This window comes from Methylobacterium sp. 88A (genome assembly GCF_000376345.1).
Classification (GTDB): Bacteria; Pseudomonadota; Alphaproteobacteria; order Rhizobiales; family Beijerinckiaceae; genus Methylobacterium; species Methylobacterium bullatum.
The window spans coordinates 2654597-2674310 of record NZ_AQVT01000001.1 but is presented as its reverse complement, the minus strand read 5'-3'; the positions used below and the strand labels follow the sequence as shown (position 1 = coordinate 2674310).

The following is a 19714-nucleotide window of genomic DNA, read 5'->3' as shown; positions in this document are numbered from 1 at the left end:
CCGGGTTCACGCGCCAGCCTCGGACCGGCCGCGCCCGCCACGGGATCCGATACCGGATCCACCACGGCGCGCCATAGAGAAGAAAACGGCGAGAACGCATGTCTGACCAGCCGACCACCGCTACGTTCGACCGCGTCGCGGACATCATCGCCGACACCGCCGACATCCCGCGCGACACCATCTCGCCCGAGAGCCACGCCATCGAGGATCTCGGCATCGATTCGCTCGCCTTCCTCGATATCGCCTTTGCGGTGGACAAAGCCTTCGGCATCAAGCTGCCGCTGGAGCGTTGGACCCAGGAGGTCAACGAGGGCAAGGTGCCGGCCGAGGAGTATTTCGTCCTCAAGAACCTCTGCGCCCGCATCGACGCGCTGGTGGCCGAGAAGGCCGCCAAGGCCTGAAGGGCAAGCCCGGCCGGGCCGAGCCTTTGAGTGTCCAGCGGAGCCTCTAGTCCCCAGCGGAGCCTTTGACGCCATGCGCCTCGAATATTTCGAGATGATCGACACGGTGACGAGTCTCGACAAGGCCGCCGGCCGGATCGAGGCGCTGGCTCACGTGCCGATGGAGAGCCCGGTCTTCGAGGGTCACTTTCCCGGCCATCCCCTGGTGCCCGGGGTGCTGCTCACCGAGACCATGGCACAGGCGTCCGGTTACCTGCTCCTCGCCCATCTCGATTTCGTGCAGATGCCGTTCCTGATGGCGGTGGACAAGGCGCGGTTCCGCTCCTTCGTCGGCCCCGGCGCGACGCTCGTCGTGCAGGCGAGCCTGGAGCATGATGGCTCCGGCTACGCGGTGACAAAGGCCTCGATCCGCCACGAGGGCAAGCCGTTGGCCGATGCGGAGCTGCGGTTCCGGACGATGCCGTTTCCCGAAGGGCTCGATGCTCCCATGCGCGAGCGCGCCCGGCGGATCGGCCTGATGGATCGCGCCATAGCATCGGGGGCGCCCTCCGGCGGGGCGGTTCCGGCATGAGCAAGACCAGCATGAGTCAGCGCGACGTCGTCGTCACTGGTATCGGCCTCGTCTCCTGCGCCGGCGAGGGGATCGCCGCCCACCTCGAAGCCTTCGCAGCGGGCAGTCCAAAGGCCACGGATACGGAGCGCTTTGCGCCCTATCCGGTCCATCCCGCCCCGGCGCTGGTCCTCGACGGACAGATCCCCAAGAAGTCGGACCAGCGGCAGATGGAGGCGTGGCAGCGCCTGGGCGTCTACGCGGCCGGGCTTGCCCTCGACTCGGCCGGGGTGAAACAGGACGTGGCCTTCAAGGCAGCGATGCACCTCGTCGTCGCCTGCGGCGGCGGCGAGCGCGATACGGCGGTGGACGGTGCTATCCTGACCGGCCTGCGCGACGCGGCCGATCCGGGCGCCTATCTCAACGAGCACCTGCAGAACGACCTGCGCCCGACCCTCTTCCTGGCACAGCTCTCGAACCTGCTCGCCGGCAACATCGCCATCGTCCATGGGGTCACGGGCGCCTCGCGCACGTTCATGGGTGAGGAGGCTTCGGGCGTCGACGCCTTGCGCAACGCTCAGAGCCGTATCGCTTCAGGCCAGATCGACACGATGCTGGTGGGCGGTTCCTACAGCGCGGAACGTCCCGACGTCCTGGTCGTCCACGAGCTGGGCAGATATCTGCGGAAGGGCAACTTCCGGCCGGTCTTCGAGCGTCAGGGTGAAGGCGGGGCCGGCTTCATCCTTGGGAGTACCGCCGCCTTCCTCATGCTGGAAGCCGCCGAAACGGCCGCCGCGCGCAAGGCGACTATCTTTGCCCGCCTGCTTTCGGTGGAGAGCGATCGTCCCAGGCGCGAGACCGGCAGCGTAGAACTCAGCCTCACCGCCTTGTGGAAAAAGGCCGGTGCCAAGCCGGACCTGCTAGTTTCGGGCGCTACCGGCGTCGAGGGAATCACAGCCGAGGAGAGCACGGCACTGGGCGAACTTGCGCCCGGTGTGCCCGTCACGGCCCTCGGGGACATCACCGGCCACTCGCTCGAAGTCACGGCGCCGTTGGGGGCCGCACTCGCCGCCGCGCTCATCTCGGAGGGCAGGGCGCGCGAGGTCGCGATCACCACCGTTGGCCATCGCCGTGGTGAGGGCTTGGTCCGCTTGAGCGCGATGTCGTGACCCGCGGGGATACGGCTGTCAGCTCACCGAAATTCCGCTAAGACCGGTTCAACCGTGATCGATCGGCCCGAATGTTCGGGGCGGGGCAACTTCAAGGCCGTTCGGTCGGAACGATAGCAAGACGGCGCTATGACGAACTCCTCTCCCCGCGATTCACGAAGCTTCCGGGACAGCCATGGCCGGCCATTGGTCGCGGTGACGGGCCTCGGCATCGTCACGTCCCTCGGGCAGGGACAGGCCGACAATTGGGCTGCGCTCACCGCCGGCCGGTCCGGCATCCACAACATCGCCCGTTTTTCCACCTATGGCCTGCGCACCCGCATCGCCGGCACGGTGGATTTCCTCGACACCGACCCACTCGTGGCGCCCGCATTGTCGCAGCGCTTCGCCGAGGAAGCGGCCGAGGAAGCGATCACTCAGTCCGGCATTGGTGCGAAGGGTGATTTCCCCGGTGCACTGTTCATCGCCGTACCGCCGGTGGAGATGGAATGGCCCCAGCGCCAGTCCCTGGCACAGGCGTCCGGCCAGAACGGCGACATCACCTATTCCGACCTTCAGCGGGCGGCATCGAGCGGGCGGTTCGACGCTTGGCACGACCTCTTCATCTTCGCCACCGTAGCCGACAACATCGCCGACCGGTTCGGCACCAAGGGATCGCCGATCTCGCTCTCCACCGCCTGTTCCTCCGGCGCCACCGCGATCCAGCTCGGTGTCGAGGCGATCCGGCGGGGCGAGATGAAGGCGGCTCTCTGCATCGGCACCGACGGTTCGGTAAACCCGGAATCACTGATCCGATTCTCGCTGCTCTCTGCTCTTTCGACCCAGAACGATCCGCCGGAGGGGGCGTCGAAGCCGTTCTCCAAGAATCGTGACGGTTTCGTCATGGGGGAGGGGGCCGCCGCCCTGGTCCTGGAGAATGCCGAATCCGCACGGGCGCGGGGCGCGACGATCCTCGGCTATGTCCTGGGCTGCGGAGAGAAGGGCGACGGCTTCCATCGCACCCGGTCGAGCCCAGACGGTGCGCCCGGCATCGCCGCCATCCGCGCTGCCCTGGACGATGCCGGCAACGAGCCGGATTCCATCGATACGATCAATGCACACGGCACATCGACGCCGGAGAACGACAAGATGGAGGCATTGGGATGCGCCGCTGTGTTCGGTGAGCGGATCCGCACCCTGCCGATCTCGTCGAACAAGTCGATGATCGGCCATACGCTGACCGCCGCGGGGGCCATCGAGGCGGTGATCTCGCTCCTCACCATCGCCCATGGCCGCATCCCGCCGACGATCAACTATGCGGTGCCGGACCCAGCCCTCTCCCTCGACGTGGTGACCACGGCCCGCGACGCCCGGGTCAGCCGCGTTCTGTCCAATTCCTTCGGCTTTGGCGGGCAGAATACCTGCCTCGTCCTTGGGGACGAGCCCGTATGACGACGGAAACCACCCGGCGCGTTCTCGTCACCGGGGGTGCCTCCGGCCTCGGCTCGGCAATTGTGCGGGCGCTGGTATATGCCGGCTACGACATCGCTTTCACCTATCGCTCCTCGGGCGATGCGGCGGAGCGCCTCGTGGCCGAACTCAGCCAGGCCAATCCCGGACGGGCGATCACCGCCCACCCTCTCGACCTCGCCGACCGCGATGCCTTGGAGGTTTTCTGCGAGGCCCAGGAAGGGGAAGCGTTCTACGGCCTCGTCCATAATGCCGGCCAAACCTACGACGTGCTGGCCGCGATGATGGCTCAGGACAAGGCCGAGGCGGCGATGCAAGTGAACTTCTGGTCGCTGACCCGGATCACGAAGGCACTGGTGCGCGGCATGATCCGAGGACGTTCCGGCCGCATCGTCGCCATCGGTTCGGTGGCAGCCCTACAGGCCAACCCGGGCAATGCTGCCTATGCGGCGACGAAGGGTGCGCTGATCTCCTATTGCCGGACGTTGGCGATCGAATCGGCCAAGCGCGGGGTGACGGTCAACGTCATTGCGCCGGGCTTCATCGACACCGAGATGATGGCTCCCTACGCCGCGCATCGTGACGGTATGGAGAAACAGATTCCCTCGGGACGCTTCGCCAAGCCTGAGGAAATAGCGGCGCTCGTGGCATTCCTTATGGGAGATGCCGCGGCCTACATTACCGGCGCGGTTCTGCCGGTCGATGGCGGGCTGACGGCGATGATGGGTGTTCACCGGACCTGAGGCGGATGATCCTATGCGCTTCCGCCTCATCCTCGCGCTGGCTCTGACAGCGGTTCCCGCCTTCGCTGAGACCGGCGCTTTCCGCGTCGACGGTCTTCCGCGCGGTGACGGGTTGAGCATCCGCGAGACCCCGGACGCCTCGGCGCCCGTGCTTGGCCAAGCGCCGGAAGGGGCGCGCCTGCGCGGCTTCGGCTGTACCAACGAGACGCCGAGCGGCCTCACATGGTGCCGGGTCAAGGCTGGCCCGATCCTCGGCTGGGCGCGGCGGCGCTACCTTGCGCCGGATTGAGCCGGGACGGCTTTCAGTCGATAAGGCCGCCTATCCATTCCAATCCCTCTTCCCCGAGGTGCGGATTTATTGCGGAGGCCTCTAAGGAGGGCTCCAGATGGCACATGGGCCCTGGAGCCCCCCTTCGAGGCCTGCTGATGCGGGCGCCTCAGGACGAGGTGGTGCGAAGGAGGCTCGGGGTCCGAAGCGCCTGACGAGAGACGAGACCGATGCAAGCCCTCCAACTCTTCGGTGACCGTGACCTTCGCCTCGGCGAGGTCGATCCGCCTTCCGCTCCCGGCCCGGGCGAGGTTCAGATCCGCGTGCGCGCCGTGGGATTGAACTTCATCGATGTCTGGGGCTTTCGCGGCATGGCCTTCGCCAAGCGCAAGATGCCTCTGACGGTGGGGGCCGAAGCCTCGGGCGAGATCGTCTGCGTCGGCGAGGGCGTGACGGATCTCCGCGAGGGCGACCGCGTGGTGATGTACGGCGCGCAGACCTGCGGCCGCTGCAAGGCCTGCCGGGAAGGTCGCGACAACCTGTGTGAGGACGTCTCCGGCGTCATGGGCTTCCATATCGACGGGTTCGCGCGCGAGCGCGTCACCATGCAGGCCCGTCTCGTGGTAAAGGTGCCCGATGGGGTAAGCTTCACCGATGCAGCCTGTGCGCCGATCGCCTTCGGCACCGTTCAGCACATGCTGTTCGACAATGCCAAGCTCGAACCCGGCGAGAGCATCCTCGTCCATGCCGGTGGCTCGGGCATCGGCACCGCCGCGATCAAGATGGCCAAGGCTATCGGCTGCACCGTGTTCACGACGGTAGGCGACGACAGGAAAGGCGAGATGGCAAAAGCCCTCGGCGCCGATCACGTGATCAATTATCGGAACGAACGCTTCGAGGGTGAGGTTCGCCGCCTGACTAAGCGAAAGGGCGTCGATGTGGTGTTCGAGCATGTCGGTCCTGACACTTGGAACGGCTCGCTCCTTTGCCTCAAGCGAGGAGGCCGCCTCGTCACCTGCGGCTCCACCTCCGGCGTCTCCACCACTATGAACCTGATGCAGTTGTTCCAGCAACAGTACCGCATCACCGGCTCCTTCGGGTGCTCCATGGCCAACATCCGCCAGTCCCTGGCGAAGATGGCGGACGGGATCACGCCGGTGGTGGACACGGTCCTCCCCCTCGGGGACTTTTCACAGGGGCTGGAACGCCTGGAATCGCGTAAGGTGTTCGGTAAGATCCTGGTGGCGATCGACTGACCTATCGTTGGGGCAAGCATGACTCGCATTCACCTCAGGCTGCCACTTCTCCAAAAAATGTTCTACACGAGCATGATAGCCACTTCCGGATAGTCTCGTGCTGCGTCTTGCCCTCGTCCTGAACCGCCATCTGCCCCGGATGGCGGGGATTGCCATGATTCCGCTGGTCCGCTGCCTGTTCTGGCTGGCGCGGATGCTGGGGACCGAGCGGGCGAGCCGGACTGGCGGGGCGATTGCGCGAAGGGTGGGGCCGTTCCTGCCGGCGAACCGTATCGCATTGGCGAATCTGCGTGCTGCTTACCCCGAGAAGAATGAGGCCGCGATCAGGGCGTTCGCGACCCAGGCTTGGGACAATCTCGGCCGGACGGGGGCAGAATACGCGCATCTCGCCACCCTGTTCGATATCGACCCCAACGATCCGGCGAGTCAGCGGATGACCATTGCCGGCGCCGAACATTTCGAGGCCTTGCGCGACGACGGCAAGCCGGGTCTCATATTCGCTGCCCACCTCGCCAATTGGGAATTGCCAGCGATCTGCGCCGCTCGCTACGGGCTTGAGGCTACGGCGATCTTTCGCCCCCCCAACGACATCGCCTCAGCCCGCCTCGTCGCCGAGGTGCGCCGCGAGACCATGGGCGGGTTGGCGGCAGCGGGGCAAGGCGCCGTATTTTCGATGCAGGGCGTCGTGGAACGCGGCGGCCATCTCGGCCAACTCATCGATCAGCATTTCACCCGCGGTGTGGTGGTGGAGTTCTTCGGCCGACCCGTTCTGGTAAACCCTTTGCTCGCCAAGCTCGCCAAGCATTACGAATGCCCCGTTCACGGGGTCCGCGTGGTGCGCAAGGACAATGCCCGCTTTCATCTCGAACTCACCCCACCCCTCGATCTGCCCCGTGATGCCAAAGGCGAGATCGACGTCCAGGGCGCGATGCAGGCGATGACCCGCGTGGTGGAGCAATGGATCCGGGACAATCCCGGCCAGTGGCTCTGGATGCACAGGCGCTGGCGCCCGAACATGCTGCCAAAACCCAAGGTTGCCCCGCCGACACAGTCGGACTCATCCACGGCCCATCGAGACAACGTGTCTTCCGTTCCAGGCTAAGGCGCTGTCACATAGGTATATGGGCCGATCCGCTTCACGCATGCGCCGCTCCGCGCCAAGCCTCCTCGCGCTGACCATTGTCCTGACGCACATGGTGGGTCCGGCTCGCGCCGAGCCGCCCCGCGCGGTGATCGAACTCTTCACCAGCCAAGGTTGCGGCGCCTGCCAGCAGGCCTCCCGGATGATGGGAGAGTACGCTCAGCAGCCCGACGTCATCGCCCTGACAATGCCGGTCACCTACTGGGACTATCTCGGCTGGAAGGACGAGTTTGCGATTCCGGCGTTCACCGAGCGCCAGCGCGCCTATGCTCTCAGCCACGGTGAGCGCCAGCTCTTTACGCCCCAGGCCATCATCAACGGCGAGCCGTCCCCGGTCCGGTCGGACCGGGCATTCCTGGACCGCAGCCTTCGTGCGGCACGACAATCGAGCGGCCTCATCGTATCGGTGAAGGCAACGGACCAGGGGGACCGTATCGCCATCGATATCGGCGCCGGACGCGGCACCGGCGAGGTCTGGCTGCTGCCAATCCTGCGCAGGCACCGGACCGCCGTCGCGCACGGCGAGAACAAGGGGCAGGTGGTGGATTACGTCAACGTGGTGCGCGGGATGCACAGGGTCGGAGCCTGGACGGGCCAAGCCACGCATTTCGAACTCCCGCGCACCCTCGTTCGCTCGGGCAATGCCGATGGTTACGTGGTCGTACTCCAGAGCGGGACGCTGGCCCATCCCGCTCGGATTCTCGGTGCCACGAAGGGTCCCGGCTTCTGAGCCACGGCCACTTCCCGCCTTCGGTGCCTCAGCCGATCCATTCCCCCGCGCGCATCACCGGTACCGCGCGCCCTTCGGCAGTAAGTCCGTCGACATCAATGTCGGCAGAGCCGATCATCCAGTCGATATGGATTAGGCTACGGTTTGCGCCACGTGCCGCGAGGTCGTCCTCACTGAAGCCTTCTCCACCATTGAGGAAACATTTGCTGTACGCCTGCCCCAGAGCAATGTGGCTTGCGGCGTTCTCGTCGTACAGGGTGTTGTAGAACAGCAGTCCGGACGCCGAAATGGCGGACGAGGCCGGCACCAGGGCGACCTCGCCGAGACGGCGGGAACCCTCGTCCGTGTCGAGCACCCGCGCGAGGACGTCGCTTCCCGTGCGAGCCGTCGCTTCGACGATACGCCCCTCTTCAAACCGAACCCGGATACCGTCGATCAACGTGCCCTGGTAAGACAGCGGCTTGGTGCTTGCCACATAGCCGTCAACCCGCAACTTGTGCGGCGTGGTGAACACCTCCTCGGTGGGAATATTGGCATTGCACAGGATGCCGCTGCGCGAGACGGATGCACCGCCGCACCATTCGTGATCGTCAGCGAGGCCGACGGTGAGGTCGGTATCCGGCCCTTGAAACCGCACAGCCGCGAAGCGATGCTGATTGAGGATTTTAGTGCGGGCGTGGAGAGCATCGTTATGCGCCTTCCACTGGCCCACCGGATCGTCTCCGTCGACCCGGGACGCGGCGAAAATCGCGTCCCACAGGCGTGCCAGCGCCTCGTCCTCCGGGCAATCCGGGAAGACGGTCCGCGCCCACGGGCGGGTCGCCGCCGAGACGATCGTCCAGTTGGTGGCGAAGTTGGCGATAAGCTCAAGGGCCGGCACATAGGCCTTCGAGCGCGAGCGATTGGCGCGGGCGACCTTCTGCGAATCCTGGCCGGCCAGCAAGGATGGATCATCTCCGGCGATCGCCAGCCTCGCGGCCCCGTTGCGGAAGGCTTCGGCCATACCGCCGTAGAGCCAGCCCGCCGCAGTATCGAACGCGTCGTCAGGCGCGTGAGCGAAACGAGCCAGGGTTGCGGTATCGTCGGAATAAAAGGTTGTCACCAGGGACGCGCCGGCCTTGTAGGCTTCGGTGGTAATCGCGCGGGCGAGGGGCGCGGCTTCGAGCGGCGCGGTCATCACCAATTCCTGGCCATGCTTCAGCCCGAGCCCAATTCGGACCGCCACCTCGGCGAGGCGGCCGATCCGCTCGTCGAAGGGGAGGGCGATCGTGTCAGCCCCAGTGCTCGTCGTCATCACCCTGTCTCCTCAGCCCCACCCCGCATAGGCTGCGGGGACGACGCTCAGCAAGATCGGAATTCGTGGCGGCGTTTCAAGCGCGAGGCGGTCAGGCCGCGCGCGACCAGGTGATTTCGCCGAGATTCTCGCGGAAGGCAAAACGCATGAGGTGGTCGGCCACCACGTTTTCGAGACGGGTCAGACCGGCCGGGTCGGGGGTCGCCACACGCATCAGCAGGGCGTCGGCTTCTGCCTGGAACGTGCAAATGCGATCCTCGCCGAACGGCACCGTACCGGCCGCATCCGTGGCCTCCACGGGGAACTTATGACTCCAATGGCGGCAAAGCTGCTTCAGGTAGCGGCTTGCCTCGGCAGTAGGAACTCTCGCCTGCGAGGTCGGCATCGTCTGGTCTCCTTCGGTCCCTGTAATTCAAGAGCACAGCCGGAAAATGGTTGTCGCCAGGCTGGGCAGGCCGTCATTGAGGGTACGATCCGCCTCTCATGAAGGGGCCTAGATCGTTAACGCCCCCATAAGACGCTGCAGCGCACTCAAGCAGCACTCTCACCGCGACAACGCTTTAAATCGGAATTCAAACCCGATTTATGGCGCATCGCGAGACGGATTGTGATCCTTTCTTGTGCGTCGCACAATGGGGTTGTGTAAAAGGCGGATGAGCGTTCGGTTCGCTCCTGAAAGGCAAGGTCATGGCCCCGAATCCTATTCGGGAGGAAGCGCCGGAGGTGGATTTGCCGACATTGCTACGATCTTCCCAGGGTTTAGGAGATCGTGCGGATCGAGGGCGAGCTTGAACCGACGCATCAGGTCCAGGCCCACTGGATCGCCGTAAAGGCCCAGTTCGTCGCGCTTGATCAGGCCGATGCCATGCTCGGCGGCGATGGACCCGCCCATATGATGCACAATGTCGTGAACGATCCTATTGAAGCGAGCCCAGTGCTTGAGGAAAGCGGCCTTCTCCATGCCGAGAGGCTGGCTGAGGTTGAAGTGGATGTTACCGTCGCCGAAATGCCCGAACGCGCAGACGCGCAGGCCCGGCATTTCGGCTTCGCAGGCTGCAATCGCCGTATCCAGGAAGTCGGCCAGACGCGAGAGCGGTACCGAGACGTCGTGCTTGATCGAACCGCCTTCGAGTGACTGAACGTCGGACAGGTTTTCGCGAAGCGCCCATAAGTTCGCGTTCTGCGTCTCGCTCAATCCGATGACGGCATCTTCAACAAGACCATCCTCAATCGAAGCGGCGAGGGCCGTCTCGAGGCCGCCCAAAGCCTCCGGCCCGGCGCGCGTCGTGGACATCTCGACGAGCGCGTAGGCAGCATGGTCGCCGGGGAGGGGGCGCAGAAACTCAGGCCTATGTTTCAGCACGATGTCGAGGCCGAAGCGCGGAATGTACTCGAATGCCGTGAGATCCTGACCGGCCGTCCGCTTCAACTGGTCGAACAGGGTCAGAGCCGCGTGTGGGGACGACAAGCCAGCGAAACCCACCGCCCGCGACGAGGGCTTGGGATAGAGTTTCAGCACCGCCGCGGTGATGATTCCCAGCGTCCCTTCCGATCCGACGAACAGGTGTTTCAGGTCGTAGCCCGCATTGTCCTTACGCAGTGCGCTCAGACCGTTCCAGACTCGGCCATCAGCCAGCACCACTTCGAGGCCGAGCACGAGATCGCGCGTGTTGCCGTAGGCGAGGACTCCGGTCCCGCCGGCATTGGTGGCGAGGTTCCCGCCGATCGTGCACGACCCTTCCGAAGGCAGTGAAAGGGGGAACAGCATTTCCTCCACGTCGGCCGCCGCCTGAACCTCGGCGAGCAGGGCGCCGGCTTCGACGGTAATGCTGGCGCTCAGGCGGTCGATGGCGCGAATGCGGGAGAGACGACACAGGGACAGGACGATCCCGCCCTGTGGCACGCCGCCCCCCACCAGCCCGGTATTGCCGCCCTGGGCAACGATTGCGATTCCAGCTTCGGCGCAGGCCGCGACGACGAAGGCGACCTCGCCGGTATCGGCCGGACGGACGACGGCGATTGCGCTCCCCCGGAAGAGGCCGCGCCATTCCACGAGATGAGGTGCGATGTCAGCGGGCGCCGTGAGGACATGCTTCTCCCCCAACCGACCGGCGAGACGAGAAAGGAATTCGGCGGAAGCGCTCACGGAAAGCTCGGGGCAGGAGATGAAGGGGCAACACGAGGGGTCAGGGCAGGACCGGCACGATGGCGGCGGGCGGCTCTCCTCCTATAATAATGATAGTGACCCCTCTTTGCAGGGCGCAGGGCTGCCCCGCAACCGATCCGAGCAAACCCATCAGGAGGCGCCAGACCGATGCTGTCCGTGATCCCGAACCCACCCCGCATTGCCCTGCCTATCGTCGGCAGCGAAGACTTCTTCCCCGTGCGCCGCGTCTATTGTGTGGGGCGCAACTACGCCGCTCATGCCCGCGAAATGGGAAAGGATCCTGAGCGCGAGCCGCCGTTCTTTTTCATGAAGCCGGCGGACGCGCTTCAGATCGTCCCGGGCTCGGAGGCGGTGGATCATCCCTATCCGCCGCGTACCGCTAATTACCATTTCGAGGTGGAACTCGTGGCCGCTCTCGGACGCGGCGGGCGGGATATTCCCGCGACTGAGGCGCTGGATCACGTCTACGGCTACGCCGTCGGCCTCGACATGACCCGCCGCGATGTTCAGGACGAAGCAAAGCGCCTTGCCCGCCCGTGGGACGTCGCCAAGTCAGCCGATGCCTCGGCCCCCATCGGACCGCTCCACCGGGTAGAAGGTGACGGGCATCCGATGCGCGGCGCCATCGTGCTCTCAGTGGACGACATTCCCCGTCAAGCCGGCGACCTGTCGGAGATGATCTGGTCCATTGCCGACCAGATCGCGCTCTTGTCCACCTATTTCGAGCTCCATCCCGGCGACCTGATCTTCACGGGCACGCCTTCGGGCGTCGGCGCGGTCGAGCGCGGACAGGCAATGGAGGCGGCCATCGAAGGCTTCGGCGCCATCCGCCTCATCGTCGTATGATCAGACCCCTCCTCGACCGACCGCTCTTCCAGTGGCTGTTCCAGTTCGGCGCCCTCGCGTCCCGGGGGATGACCCTCGGCGTGCGTGGCGTCGCCCTCGACGCGCGGGGCCGCGTCTGCCTCGTGCGCCATACCTATGTGGCGGGATGGCACTTGCCCGGCGGTGGCGTCGAGATCGGCGAGAACGCCGTCGACGCCATGGTCCGGGAGTTACGGGAGGAGGCCGAGATCGTGGTGGAGGAAGCGGACACGATGCGCCTGCACGGATTTTTCCGCAGCACTGCTGCCACGGGCCGCGACCACATCGTCGTCTACGTCGCCCCAGCCTTCACGCTCCTCGGACCAAAGTTTCCCGACCGGGAGATCGCGCAATGCGACTTCTTCGCGCTCGACGCCCTGCCCGAAGGGACCACGCGGGCCACGCGCGAGCGCCTCGGCGAGATCGCCCATGGGCGATCCCCGGCGGCCGCGTGGTGAGGAAGCGAGAAAGTCGCCCGCCGGCAAAAGAACCGCAAAACAGCCCTTGCCACGCCCGCCGTAATGTTGTTTAGAGACGCCGTCCGGGGCCGCCGGCGGGTCTTCTCCTTCAGCGGCACGGCATAGTGAGCGGGTGTAGCTCAGGGGTAGAGCACAACCTTGCCAAGGTTGGGGTCGAGGGTTCGAATCCCTTCGCCCGCTCCAATTCATCCAACCGACTTATAGTACTGCGACAGGCCGCCTTCGGGCGGCCTTCGTCGTTTTCGCCTTGTAACGCATCTCCTGGCAGACGGTTATGATGCATCGGCTTCCCGCACATCGCTTCATCCGGTGGCGACCTTCCAGACCTGTCGATGAACCAATGCGGCCCTCTGCATGTTGAGTGAACGACAGCAAGGGAAAAAACGTATGACATCAACGTGGATGACCCTCGAAGAACTCGCCTTGAACCGCCGGATTACGGTGGATGAGGCTCTCCGAATCGTGAACGAGGCCCATTGCCCCAAAGTGTTTCGCGCGTCGACCACTCTCTATCTGGTTTGAGGGTCATACGGGCATGTTTGGGTTTCGTTAACGATTTTTACCTTCTATGCCCGTCCCAGCCCTGAACCAGTGACTCCAGACCGAAGGAATACGACGCAATGAAATCATTCCGGATTGCCGCCCTCACGGCATTCGTAGCCTGCGCCGGCTTCGCCTCCGCATCCCAGGCTGCACCCATATCGCTCGGCAAGGTGGATATCGCTCCGTCGGGCGCCGTGGAACATGTGCAGTATGGCTACGGCTATGGCTATGGTCACAGCGCCCGCTATTTGCGTCGCAAAGCCATCCGGCAGGAAATCCGTCGCGAGCGTCGTTGGGACGCCCGCCGCCGTGCTTGGCGCTACGGTTATTGAGCGTTACGCCATCGTCATGATTTGAATGAATTTAACGAAACAGCTTGGCGCCATCATTTGGCGCCGAGCTGTTTCGCTACGCGGGTCTCTGCTGCTCAGCATTCGTACGGGATCGAGCGGGAATACAGACCCGTATCCGGGTGATCTCAGAACCGGCGTTTCCGCCCCGGCCTTGTTGGATCATATTGATACCTGGCGGGTCTATCTCGCGATGAGATGCCCCCAACTCATGGGATTCACCCTTGATACCGGACGCCAAGCGGGCTCATCATGGCTGCTTGAAAGCCTCCAGTCAGAGCTCTCGTTAAAGCGCTTGCCCGCCGGTCTGACGCATGGGATCGCAGATTTTCGCCGAAACCTTATCGAGATGCTCGCAGGCATTCTTAAGGTACCAAGTTTTCAAATCTGGCTGGGTTGGTGCGACGAACATCGCCACGAGGACGAAGCCGACGAAGCCGAGGACGACGATCGTCAGAAGATTCCGCATCAACTCACTCCATAAAAAGGCGTTCTCTCCCGCTATTGGAGCAATAGCCCCTAGAAGATAACGCAAAACGGCCAGCCAATCGCCTCAACGGACAATTCGGCTGACCGGTTCGATAACACTACGGCTTGCAAAAGCCGACATGGGAAAGGCTGTTGAGACCTGATCCATCAACGATCGTTGGAGTGCATCGGTTCCCAATAGGAGTTTTAGGCCTCTACGGGTTCGAATAGCGGCACAATCTCCATGGCTGGGACCAATACGATGCCCTTGTCGGTGATCCGAATTTCCGGAATGACCGAGAGGGGGATCAGGTTGAACCCCATATAGGGAATCGTGCACCCGGCCCGCTCCCAGGCCTTCTTCAGCAGTCGGACTTCCTCGGCGACGATACCGACGCGCTTGTCCGAGAGAAGTCCCGCCACTGGCAGCGGAACCATGGCGGTCACCTGGCCATCCTCGACGACGCAGACGCCCCCTTGGATCGCCGACAACGCATCAATGGCGACGCGCATATCCTCCGCGTTCAGCCCCGCGACGATCACGTTGTGCGAGTCGTGGCCGACACTGCTCGCGACCGCGCCATGCTTCAGCCCGAAGGCACGCAGCAATCCGTGTGCGACGTTGCCGGCTCCGCCATGGCGCTCAATGACGGTGACGAAGCACAGATCGTTGTCCCGCAGGGTCGTCGGCCAATCCGAAGCAGGCGTCAGGTCGTACCGCTCATGGGTCAGTTCGATTCCGGGAAGCGTGGTGCGGATGGCGTTGACGACACAGCGGCCTTTGGGGAGCACCGGGACCAGGGCTGGTAGGGGCAGTGGCAGATGCATCGTCGCATAGGCCGGTGCAGGGTATTGGTAGGGACGCGAGAGCGCCGCATCGAGGAGAGGCGTGATCGTGCGATTCTCGACCACGCAACGGCCACCGTACCAAGTGGTCTGCGGAATGAAATCGTCGTCGAGGAGTACGAGATCGGCCCGGCGACCGCCACCGAAGCCACCGATCTCGCTATCGAGCCCATACCGGGTCGCCGGATGCAGCGAGCCCATCGACCACGCCTGTTCGCGGGGAATACCCATGCGGATGGCCTCTCGCACCACCCAATCGAGACCGTAGGCGAGGAGATCCTGGGCGTCCCGGTCGTCGGTACAGACGCAGACCCGCTTGGCCGAGGCCCCCAGTTCGATGATCGTGCCGATGGCCTTGGGCAGGCTGTGCCAGGGCGTGGTCGGCGGGCCTCCGCGCAGGTAGATCCACAATCCCGCTTCCAGCAAGTCGTCGGCAATGTCCCGGTCGATGGCCTCGTGGGTGTCGGTGACGCCGCTGGCGGCATAGGCGCCGACAAAGCCGCGTCCGTAGATGCGACCGGAGACCGGTCGCCCACGCTGCAGTGCAGCCGCGATGATGGCATGAGCCCGCTCGTCGCCCTCGGCCACGGCGACGAAATCCATCTTCTCGCCGAGGCCGATCGCCTCCGGCCACGCATCGAACAGGGCGCCAATCTTCTCCGCCGTGAGGTCGCCGCCGGCGGTCTCGAGTTCCGGCGAGGTGGCCGGAACCGTGCTCGGAACCGTCAGGTAGATATTGAGCGGCGCCGCGCGGGCATCCTCCAGCATCCAGGCGATCCCGTCCGTGTCGAGGACGTTGCCGATCTCGTGGCTGTCGCAGACGATCGTCGTTGTGCCATTGAGGAGCGCAGCCTCGGCATAGGCACAGGCCGTCACCATGCTGCTCTCGATGTGCAGATGGGGATCGACCAGGCCGGGAGCCAGAATGCCGCCGCCGGCCTCATAGCGTGGCGCTCCGCCCCTGTAGGCTCCCGCCGTCTTCACGGCGGCGATGCGCCCGCCCGTGATCCAGACCTCGCTGTCGGGCCGCATCCGCTCGGAATAGGTGGACAAGATGCGCGCGCCGGTGATGACGAGATCCGGCTCGGCCCGTCCGCCTGCGACACTGGCGAGCTGGCGGGTCATCCGGCTTAAGGGAGCGACGGAGAAGCGTGTCAGCGGTGTCGGATCGGTCATCGTGCAATTGGCTCCTCGCCTTGCCCGGCCCCCCTGCCCGACGGGGCGGGTCACAGCGGGCGATCCGCACGCATCATGCCACAGGTCGGTCCATTAGGTCGGCCCATGCGGGAGGCTGCCTTGCGCCGCACCATGCCGGAGGGGATACGGGTTGCCTTAACGTCGGGACGGGACCATGTAGCGCCTGAGCCCGGTCGCGACCCTTCCGATCGATCGGCGACGGCGAAGAAGGCAGGATGTCGGCGGGACCACGGGGTCGATCGCCAGACATCTGCCTTGAGAGCCGTCGACCGGGCACCCTCCCGGTTTTCATCGTCCGAGCATCCGTCATGGCCAAGCGTACCAAGTCGAAACCGCAGGAGCGTGGCTCCGTCCTGTTCGATGTCCTCTACGAGGACGAGTCCCGCGCTTCGAACCGGCGGGTTCCCATGGAGATCCTCGGAGGCCTCGACGGCGACGAACCCGCCAGGCACCTCATCGAGGAGCAGGATCGCGCCATCGCCGAGAAGTCCGGCCGCCCCTCCCGTGCCATCCGCAGCCTGAGCCGCTCGCCGATCCGCGCACCGAGTGCCGTCTCCGGCGACTGATCTCAGGCCTTCTTGAGGAACTGGGTCTTCAGGACGAGCCCTTTCACCTTCTCGGCGTTGCACTCGATCTCCTCGGGATCGTCCGTGAGTCGAATGTTCTTGACGAGCGTTCCCCGCTTCAAGGTGGTCGAGGTTCCTTTCACCTTGAGGTCTTTGACCAGGGTGACGGAATCGCCGTCCGCCAGCTTCGTGCCATTGGCGTCCTTGGTGTCTGCCATGGCTCAGGCGTCCGCGTCGGAGATCGGCGGCATGTACGGCTGACCGGCATTGGTCAGCGCCCGGTCGACCGCCTCGATCGCCAGCAGGATGCGCATGAAATCCTCCGCCGCGGAGGCGGCGGCGAGCTCGCTCGAGCCGATCCGCTTGGCGAGCGCGCTGCGCTGCCGCGAGAGGCTGGCGCGGGCGCGGTTGAGGTCTGCAATCTCGTCGGGCGTCATGGTGGGGTCTCTCTGCCGATCGACCGCCCAGGCGGTCTCGGGTGGGGAGCGATGCAGTCTTTATCGGCGGGATGCAATGGCGCGTCCCCCCGCGGAGAAAGCGTCGCCTGCGTAGAGGGTCACAATTCCGCCGACCGCCCCGACAGCTCCGCCCGGAGCTGCCGGGCCGCGTCGGTGAGGGCCGTATCCCGGCGCAGGCGCGGGCGGGGAACGTCGATCGTCATGTCGGCGGCGACCCGTCCGGGACTGCCCGCGAGCACCACCACGCGGTCGGCGAGGGTCACGGCCTCGTCGATATCGTGGGTGACGAACAGGATGGTCTTGCCCGTCGTCGCCTGGATGCGCTGCAACTCGTCCTGCAGGCCCTCGCGGGTGAAGCTGTCCAGCGCCGAGAAGGGTTCGTCCATGAGGAGCACGTCCGGATCGACGGCCAGCGCGCGCGCGATGGCGACGCGCTGGCGCTGGCCGCCCGAGAGCTGGTGCGGCCAGCGCTGGCCGAGGTCGCCGAGACCCACGAGGGCGAGCATCTCCTGCGCCTTGGCCAGGCGCTGAGCCTTCGACAGGCCGCTGCCCTCGAGACCGAAGGCGACGTTGGCGATCACCCGGCGCCAGGGCAGCAGGCGGGCGTCCTGGAACACCAGCGCCATCGGCGTGCGGCAGCCCTCGCGCGTGGCGAGGCGCACGGTTCCGCCGCTGGGCTCGGCAAGGCCGATCAGCACCCGCAGGACCGTGGATTTGCCGACGCCGGATTCGCCGACGATGACCACGAACTCCCCGCGCGCGATGGAGAGGTCGAGCTCCGACAGGATGACGTTGCGGACCCCGTCGCGCTCGTAGGCGAGGCTGAGGCCGCGGATGTCGATGATCGGGTCCATCAGGCGCGCCACCGCAGGAGCCAGCCCTGGAGGGCGACGAAGCCGGTGTCGAACAGGCCGTAGAGCCCGGCCATGGTGAGCATGTAGACGACCACGATGTCGGTGGAGAGGAGGCTGGAGGCCTGCATCATGCGGGCGCCGACGCCGGGCACGCCGAAGATCTCGGCGGCGACCACCGCCATCCAGGCCTGGCCCAGCGCCGTGCGCAGGCCGACGAGGATGCCCGGCGTGGCGGCCGGCAGCAGGATCTTGGTGAGACGCGCCAGGGGCGAGCGGAAGCCGAAGGCCTGGGCGACCTCCACGAGGTCCCGGTCGACCCCGCGCACCGCCCCTTGCGTCGCGAAGAACACGATCCAGAACACGCCGATGGCGATGATGAACACGGCGGCCGAGGGCTGGACCCCGAACCAGATGATGGCGAAGGGCACCCAGGCGAGGCCGGGAATGGGCCGCAGCAGGCGCACGATCCAGGCGGTGAGCGCCTCGAAGCCGCGGAACATCCCCACGACGATGCCCAGCGCGATGCCGGCACCGGCGCCGACGGCGAGGCCGACGAGGTAGTGGCTGAGGCTCGACCACACCGCCTCGCCCCAGACCCCGAGGCGGATCTCGTTGAGGAAGGCGGCCGGGATCGTGCTCGGCGGCGGCAGGAAGGCCGGGTTGATCAGCCCGAGCCGAGGCATCGCCTCCCAGAACAGGAGGAAGGCGACGAGTCCGAGAGCCGCGAGGGCGGGGGCGCGAAGGGCCTTCATCCGATCAGCGCGCGATGGCCTTCTCGTAGTAGCGCGAGTCGAACAGCCCATCGAGGGGCACGTCCTTCTCGAGGGCGCCGATGGAGACCTGATAGGCCTGCATCGCCTTGGTGGCGACGATGATGGCGCGCGGATCGACGGTGAACTTCGCCGCCGGCGAGGTCAGGGCCTTCTGGATCGTGGCGAGGTCGACGATGCCCTTGCCGAGGGCGGCGAGCACGTGGGGCGCGGCCTTGGCGGAGTCGGATTTCAGCAGCGTGTCGGCGCGGATGAGGGAGCGCACCAGGGATTCCACGGCGCCGGGGTTCCGGTCGGCATAGGCGCCGTAGACGCCCACCACCGTGCCCGGCTGGTCGGGGAACATCTCGGCCCCGTTGGCGATCAGCGCGATCGCGGGGTTGCGGCCCTGGACGATGGTGAGGGCCGGCTCGCGGATCGAGGCGCCGTCCACGGCGCCGGCGAGGATCGCCTGCTGCGTGGCGTCGATGCCCATGGAGACCACCTCGGCATTGGCCTTGTCGGCCTTGGCCACCTGCCACAGCCAATGCTGCAGGGTGGTGTTGGGCACCGAGCCGAGGGGCTGGGTGGCGAGCCGCGCGGGGCGGCCTTCCTTGGCCTTGAACTGGGCGAAGGCCTCGGCCTTGCTGGCGCCGCTGGCGAAGAAGGGCGCGAGCTTCGGCCCGGCCACGAACACCATCTCCTCCACCGCCGTGGAGGCGACCACGCGGACGTCGATGTTCTTGGTCCGCGCCACGGCGAGCGGCGCGACCCCGGCGACGTAGACGTCGATGGTGCCGGATGCCAGCGCCTGGATCATGTTCGGGCCGGATTCGAAGGTGGTGAAGGTGGGGCTGAGGCCCGCCTCCTTGAGCCAGCCTTCGCCGTTGGCCACGAAGATCGGCGAGGCGCCGATGACCGGGATGACGCCGATCCGCATGGGAATCGGCGCGGTCTGCGCCTGGGCGGGGGCGGCGAGGACGAGCCCGACGAAGGCCGTCAGGAGCGTCGCGAGGACGGGGAGGGGAGAGCGCATCGGGAGATCCGGATTCCGGAGCGAAGGGTGGCCCGGCAAGGAGCCTCGAGCCCGGCCATGCCACAGGCCGCGCATTCTTCAAACACCCGTGAGCGAAAGAACGGCCCCGGCTCCGCAATCGGGGAGGGCGTTCCAC

General features: G+C 65.7%; 23 protein-coding genes and 1 tRNA gene. 15 read left to right on the top strand and 9 right to left on the bottom strand.

Going from position 1 to position 19714, the window contains the following annotated elements; all coding sequences use genetic code 11:
* Positions 1-98 precede the first annotated feature (98 nt).
* From A3OM_RS0112785 to A3OM_RS0112745, 9 genes are all read left to right on the top strand, one after another.
* Positions 99-401 carry an acyl carrier protein gene (locus A3OM_RS0112785; protein WP_018044158.1) on the top strand — a complete coding sequence of 101 codons (303 nt, stop codon included), beginning with the start codon at positions 99-101 and terminating at the stop codon, positions 399-401.
* A gap of 73 nt (positions 402-474) precedes the next feature.
* A complete protein-coding gene (locus A3OM_RS0112780; RefSeq protein WP_018044157.1) occupies positions 475-972 on the top strand; it encodes a 3-hydroxyacyl-ACP dehydratase FabZ family protein in 498 nt (165 codons plus the stop codon).
* Entirely contained in the window at positions 969-2120 is a 1152-nt protein-coding gene (locus A3OM_RS0112775) for a beta-ketoacyl-ACP synthase (RefSeq protein WP_018044156.1), read from the top strand. Before A3OM_RS0112780 ends, A3OM_RS0112775 begins: the two co-directional genes overlap by 4 nt.
* A 129-nt stretch (positions 2121-2249) precedes the next feature.
* Entirely contained in the window at positions 2250-3551 is a 1302-nt protein-coding gene (locus tag A3OM_RS0112770; RefSeq protein WP_026175997.1) for a beta-ketoacyl-ACP synthase, read from the top strand.
* A complete protein-coding gene (locus tag A3OM_RS0112765) occupies positions 3548-4312 on the top strand; it encodes an SDR family oxidoreductase (RefSeq protein WP_018044154.1) in 765 nt (254 codons plus the stop codon). Before A3OM_RS0112770 ends, A3OM_RS0112765 begins: the two co-directional genes overlap by 4 nt.
* A 13-nt stretch (positions 4313-4325) precedes the next feature.
* Positions 4326-4601 (top strand): SH3 domain-containing protein, encoded by a 276-nt coding sequence (locus A3OM_RS0112760; protein WP_018044153.1) that lies wholly within the window; start codon positions 4326-4328, stop codon positions 4599-4601.
* A gap of 209 nt (positions 4602-4810) precedes the next feature.
* Complete coding sequence (locus A3OM_RS0112755; protein ID WP_018044152.1) at positions 4811-5836, top strand: zinc-binding dehydrogenase; 1026 nt, start codon at positions 4811-4813, stop codon at positions 5834-5836.
* A 97-nt stretch (positions 5837-5933) separates the two neighbouring features.
* Positions 5934-6938 carry a lipid A biosynthesis lauroyl acyltransferase gene (locus A3OM_RS0112750; protein WP_018044151.1) on the top strand — a complete coding sequence of 335 codons (1005 nt, stop codon included), beginning with the start codon at positions 5934-5936 and terminating at the stop codon, positions 6936-6938.
* A 40-nt stretch (positions 6939-6978) separates the two neighbouring features.
* Complete coding sequence (locus A3OM_RS0112745) at positions 6979-7707, top strand: DUF1223 domain-containing protein (protein ID WP_018044150.1); 729 nt, start codon at positions 6979-6981, stop codon at positions 7705-7707.
* 28 nt (positions 7708-7735) lie between these two features.
* Here the strand turns inward: A3OM_RS0112745 and A3OM_RS0112740 are convergent, their stop codons facing one another.
* From A3OM_RS0112740 to A3OM_RS0112730, 3 genes are all read right to left on the bottom strand, one after another.
* The gene (locus tag A3OM_RS0112740) at positions 7736-9001 is read right to left on the bottom strand and encodes an aminopeptidase (protein WP_018044149.1); all 1266 of its coding nucleotides are present in this window, start codon (positions 8999-9001) and stop codon (positions 7736-7738) included.
* A 91-nt stretch (positions 9002-9092) separates the two neighbouring features.
* Positions 9093-9386: a DUF2218 domain-containing protein gene (locus A3OM_RS0112735; RefSeq protein WP_026175995.1), complete on the bottom strand. Its 294-nt coding sequence runs from the start codon at positions 9384-9386 to the stop codon at positions 9093-9095.
* A 315-nt stretch (positions 9387-9701) separates the two neighbouring features.
* Positions 9702-11147, bottom strand: coding sequence for an FAD-binding oxidoreductase (locus tag A3OM_RS0112730; RefSeq protein ID WP_026175994.1), 1446 nt, complete (start codon positions 11145-11147; stop codon positions 9702-9704).
* A gap of 168 nt (positions 11148-11315) precedes the next feature.
* On the opposite strand from A3OM_RS0112730, the gene A3OM_RS0112725 reads away from it, so the two are divergent.
* The 5 genes from A3OM_RS0112725 (at position 11316) to A3OM_RS25875 (ending at position 13888) form a co-directional block, all read left to right on the top strand.
* On the top strand, positions 11316-12014 hold the full coding sequence (locus A3OM_RS0112725) for a fumarylacetoacetate hydrolase family protein (RefSeq protein ID WP_018044146.1): 699 nt from the start codon (positions 11316-11318) through the stop codon (positions 12012-12014).
* Positions 12011-12490 (top strand): NUDIX domain-containing protein, encoded by a 480-nt coding sequence (locus A3OM_RS0112720; protein WP_018044145.1) that lies wholly within the window; start codon positions 12011-12013, stop codon positions 12488-12490. The genes A3OM_RS0112725 and A3OM_RS0112720 overlap by 4 nt, the downstream gene beginning before the upstream one ends.
* A gap of 129 nt (positions 12491-12619) precedes the next feature.
* Positions 12620-12694 (top strand) — tRNA-Gly (locus A3OM_RS0112715).
* A gap of 437 nt (positions 12695-13131) precedes the next feature.
* Positions 13132-13386, top strand: coding sequence for a hypothetical protein (locus tag A3OM_RS0112705; RefSeq protein WP_018044143.1), 255 nt, complete (start codon positions 13132-13134; stop codon positions 13384-13386).
* Positions 13387-13411: 25 nt separating this feature from the next.
* The gene (locus tag A3OM_RS25875; protein WP_157196486.1) at positions 13412-13888 is read left to right on the top strand and encodes a hypothetical protein; all 477 of its coding nucleotides are present in this window, start codon (positions 13412-13414) and stop codon (positions 13886-13888) included.
* Positions 13889-14079: 191 nt separating this feature from the next.
* On the opposite strand, the gene A3OM_RS0112695 is transcribed toward A3OM_RS25875, so the two are convergent.
* Complete coding sequence (locus A3OM_RS0112695) at positions 14080-15894, bottom strand: adenine deaminase C-terminal domain-containing protein (RefSeq protein WP_026175993.1); 1815 nt, start codon at positions 15892-15894, stop codon at positions 14080-14082.
* Between the two features lie 329 nt (positions 15895-16223).
* Here A3OM_RS0112695 and A3OM_RS0112690 point away from each other — a divergent pair, with 329 nt between their 5' ends.
* Positions 16224-16481: a hypothetical protein gene (locus tag A3OM_RS0112690; protein ID WP_018044140.1), complete on the top strand. Its 258-nt coding sequence runs from the start codon at positions 16224-16226 to the stop codon at positions 16479-16481.
* A gap of 2 nt (positions 16482-16483) precedes the next feature.
* Here A3OM_RS0112690 and A3OM_RS0112685 read toward each other — a convergent pair whose 3' ends face one another.
* The 5 genes from A3OM_RS0112685 to A3OM_RS0112665 form a co-directional block, all read right to left on the bottom strand.
* Entirely contained in the window at positions 16484-16699 is a 216-nt protein-coding gene (locus A3OM_RS0112685) for an alkylphosphonate utilization protein (RefSeq protein WP_018044139.1), read from the bottom strand.
* Positions 16700-16702: 3 nt separating this feature from the next.
* Positions 16703-16918: a hypothetical protein gene (locus A3OM_RS0112680; protein ID WP_018044138.1), complete on the bottom strand. Its 216-nt coding sequence runs from the start codon at positions 16916-16918 to the stop codon at positions 16703-16705.
* Positions 16919-17037: 119 nt separating this feature from the next.
* On the bottom strand, positions 17038-17793 hold the full coding sequence (locus A3OM_RS0112675; RefSeq protein ID WP_043764700.1) for an ABC transporter ATP-binding protein: 756 nt from the start codon (positions 17791-17793) through the stop codon (positions 17038-17040).
* Entirely contained in the window at positions 17793-18545 is a 753-nt protein-coding gene (locus A3OM_RS0112670) for an ABC transporter permease (protein ID WP_018044136.1), read from the bottom strand. The genes A3OM_RS0112675 and A3OM_RS0112670 overlap by 1 nt, the downstream gene beginning before the upstream one ends.
* 4 nt (positions 18546-18549) lie before the next feature.
* Entirely contained in the window at positions 18550-19578 is a 1029-nt protein-coding gene (locus tag A3OM_RS0112665) for an ABC transporter substrate-binding protein (protein ID WP_018044135.1), read from the bottom strand.
* Between the last annotated feature and the right edge of the window lie 136 nt (positions 19579-19714).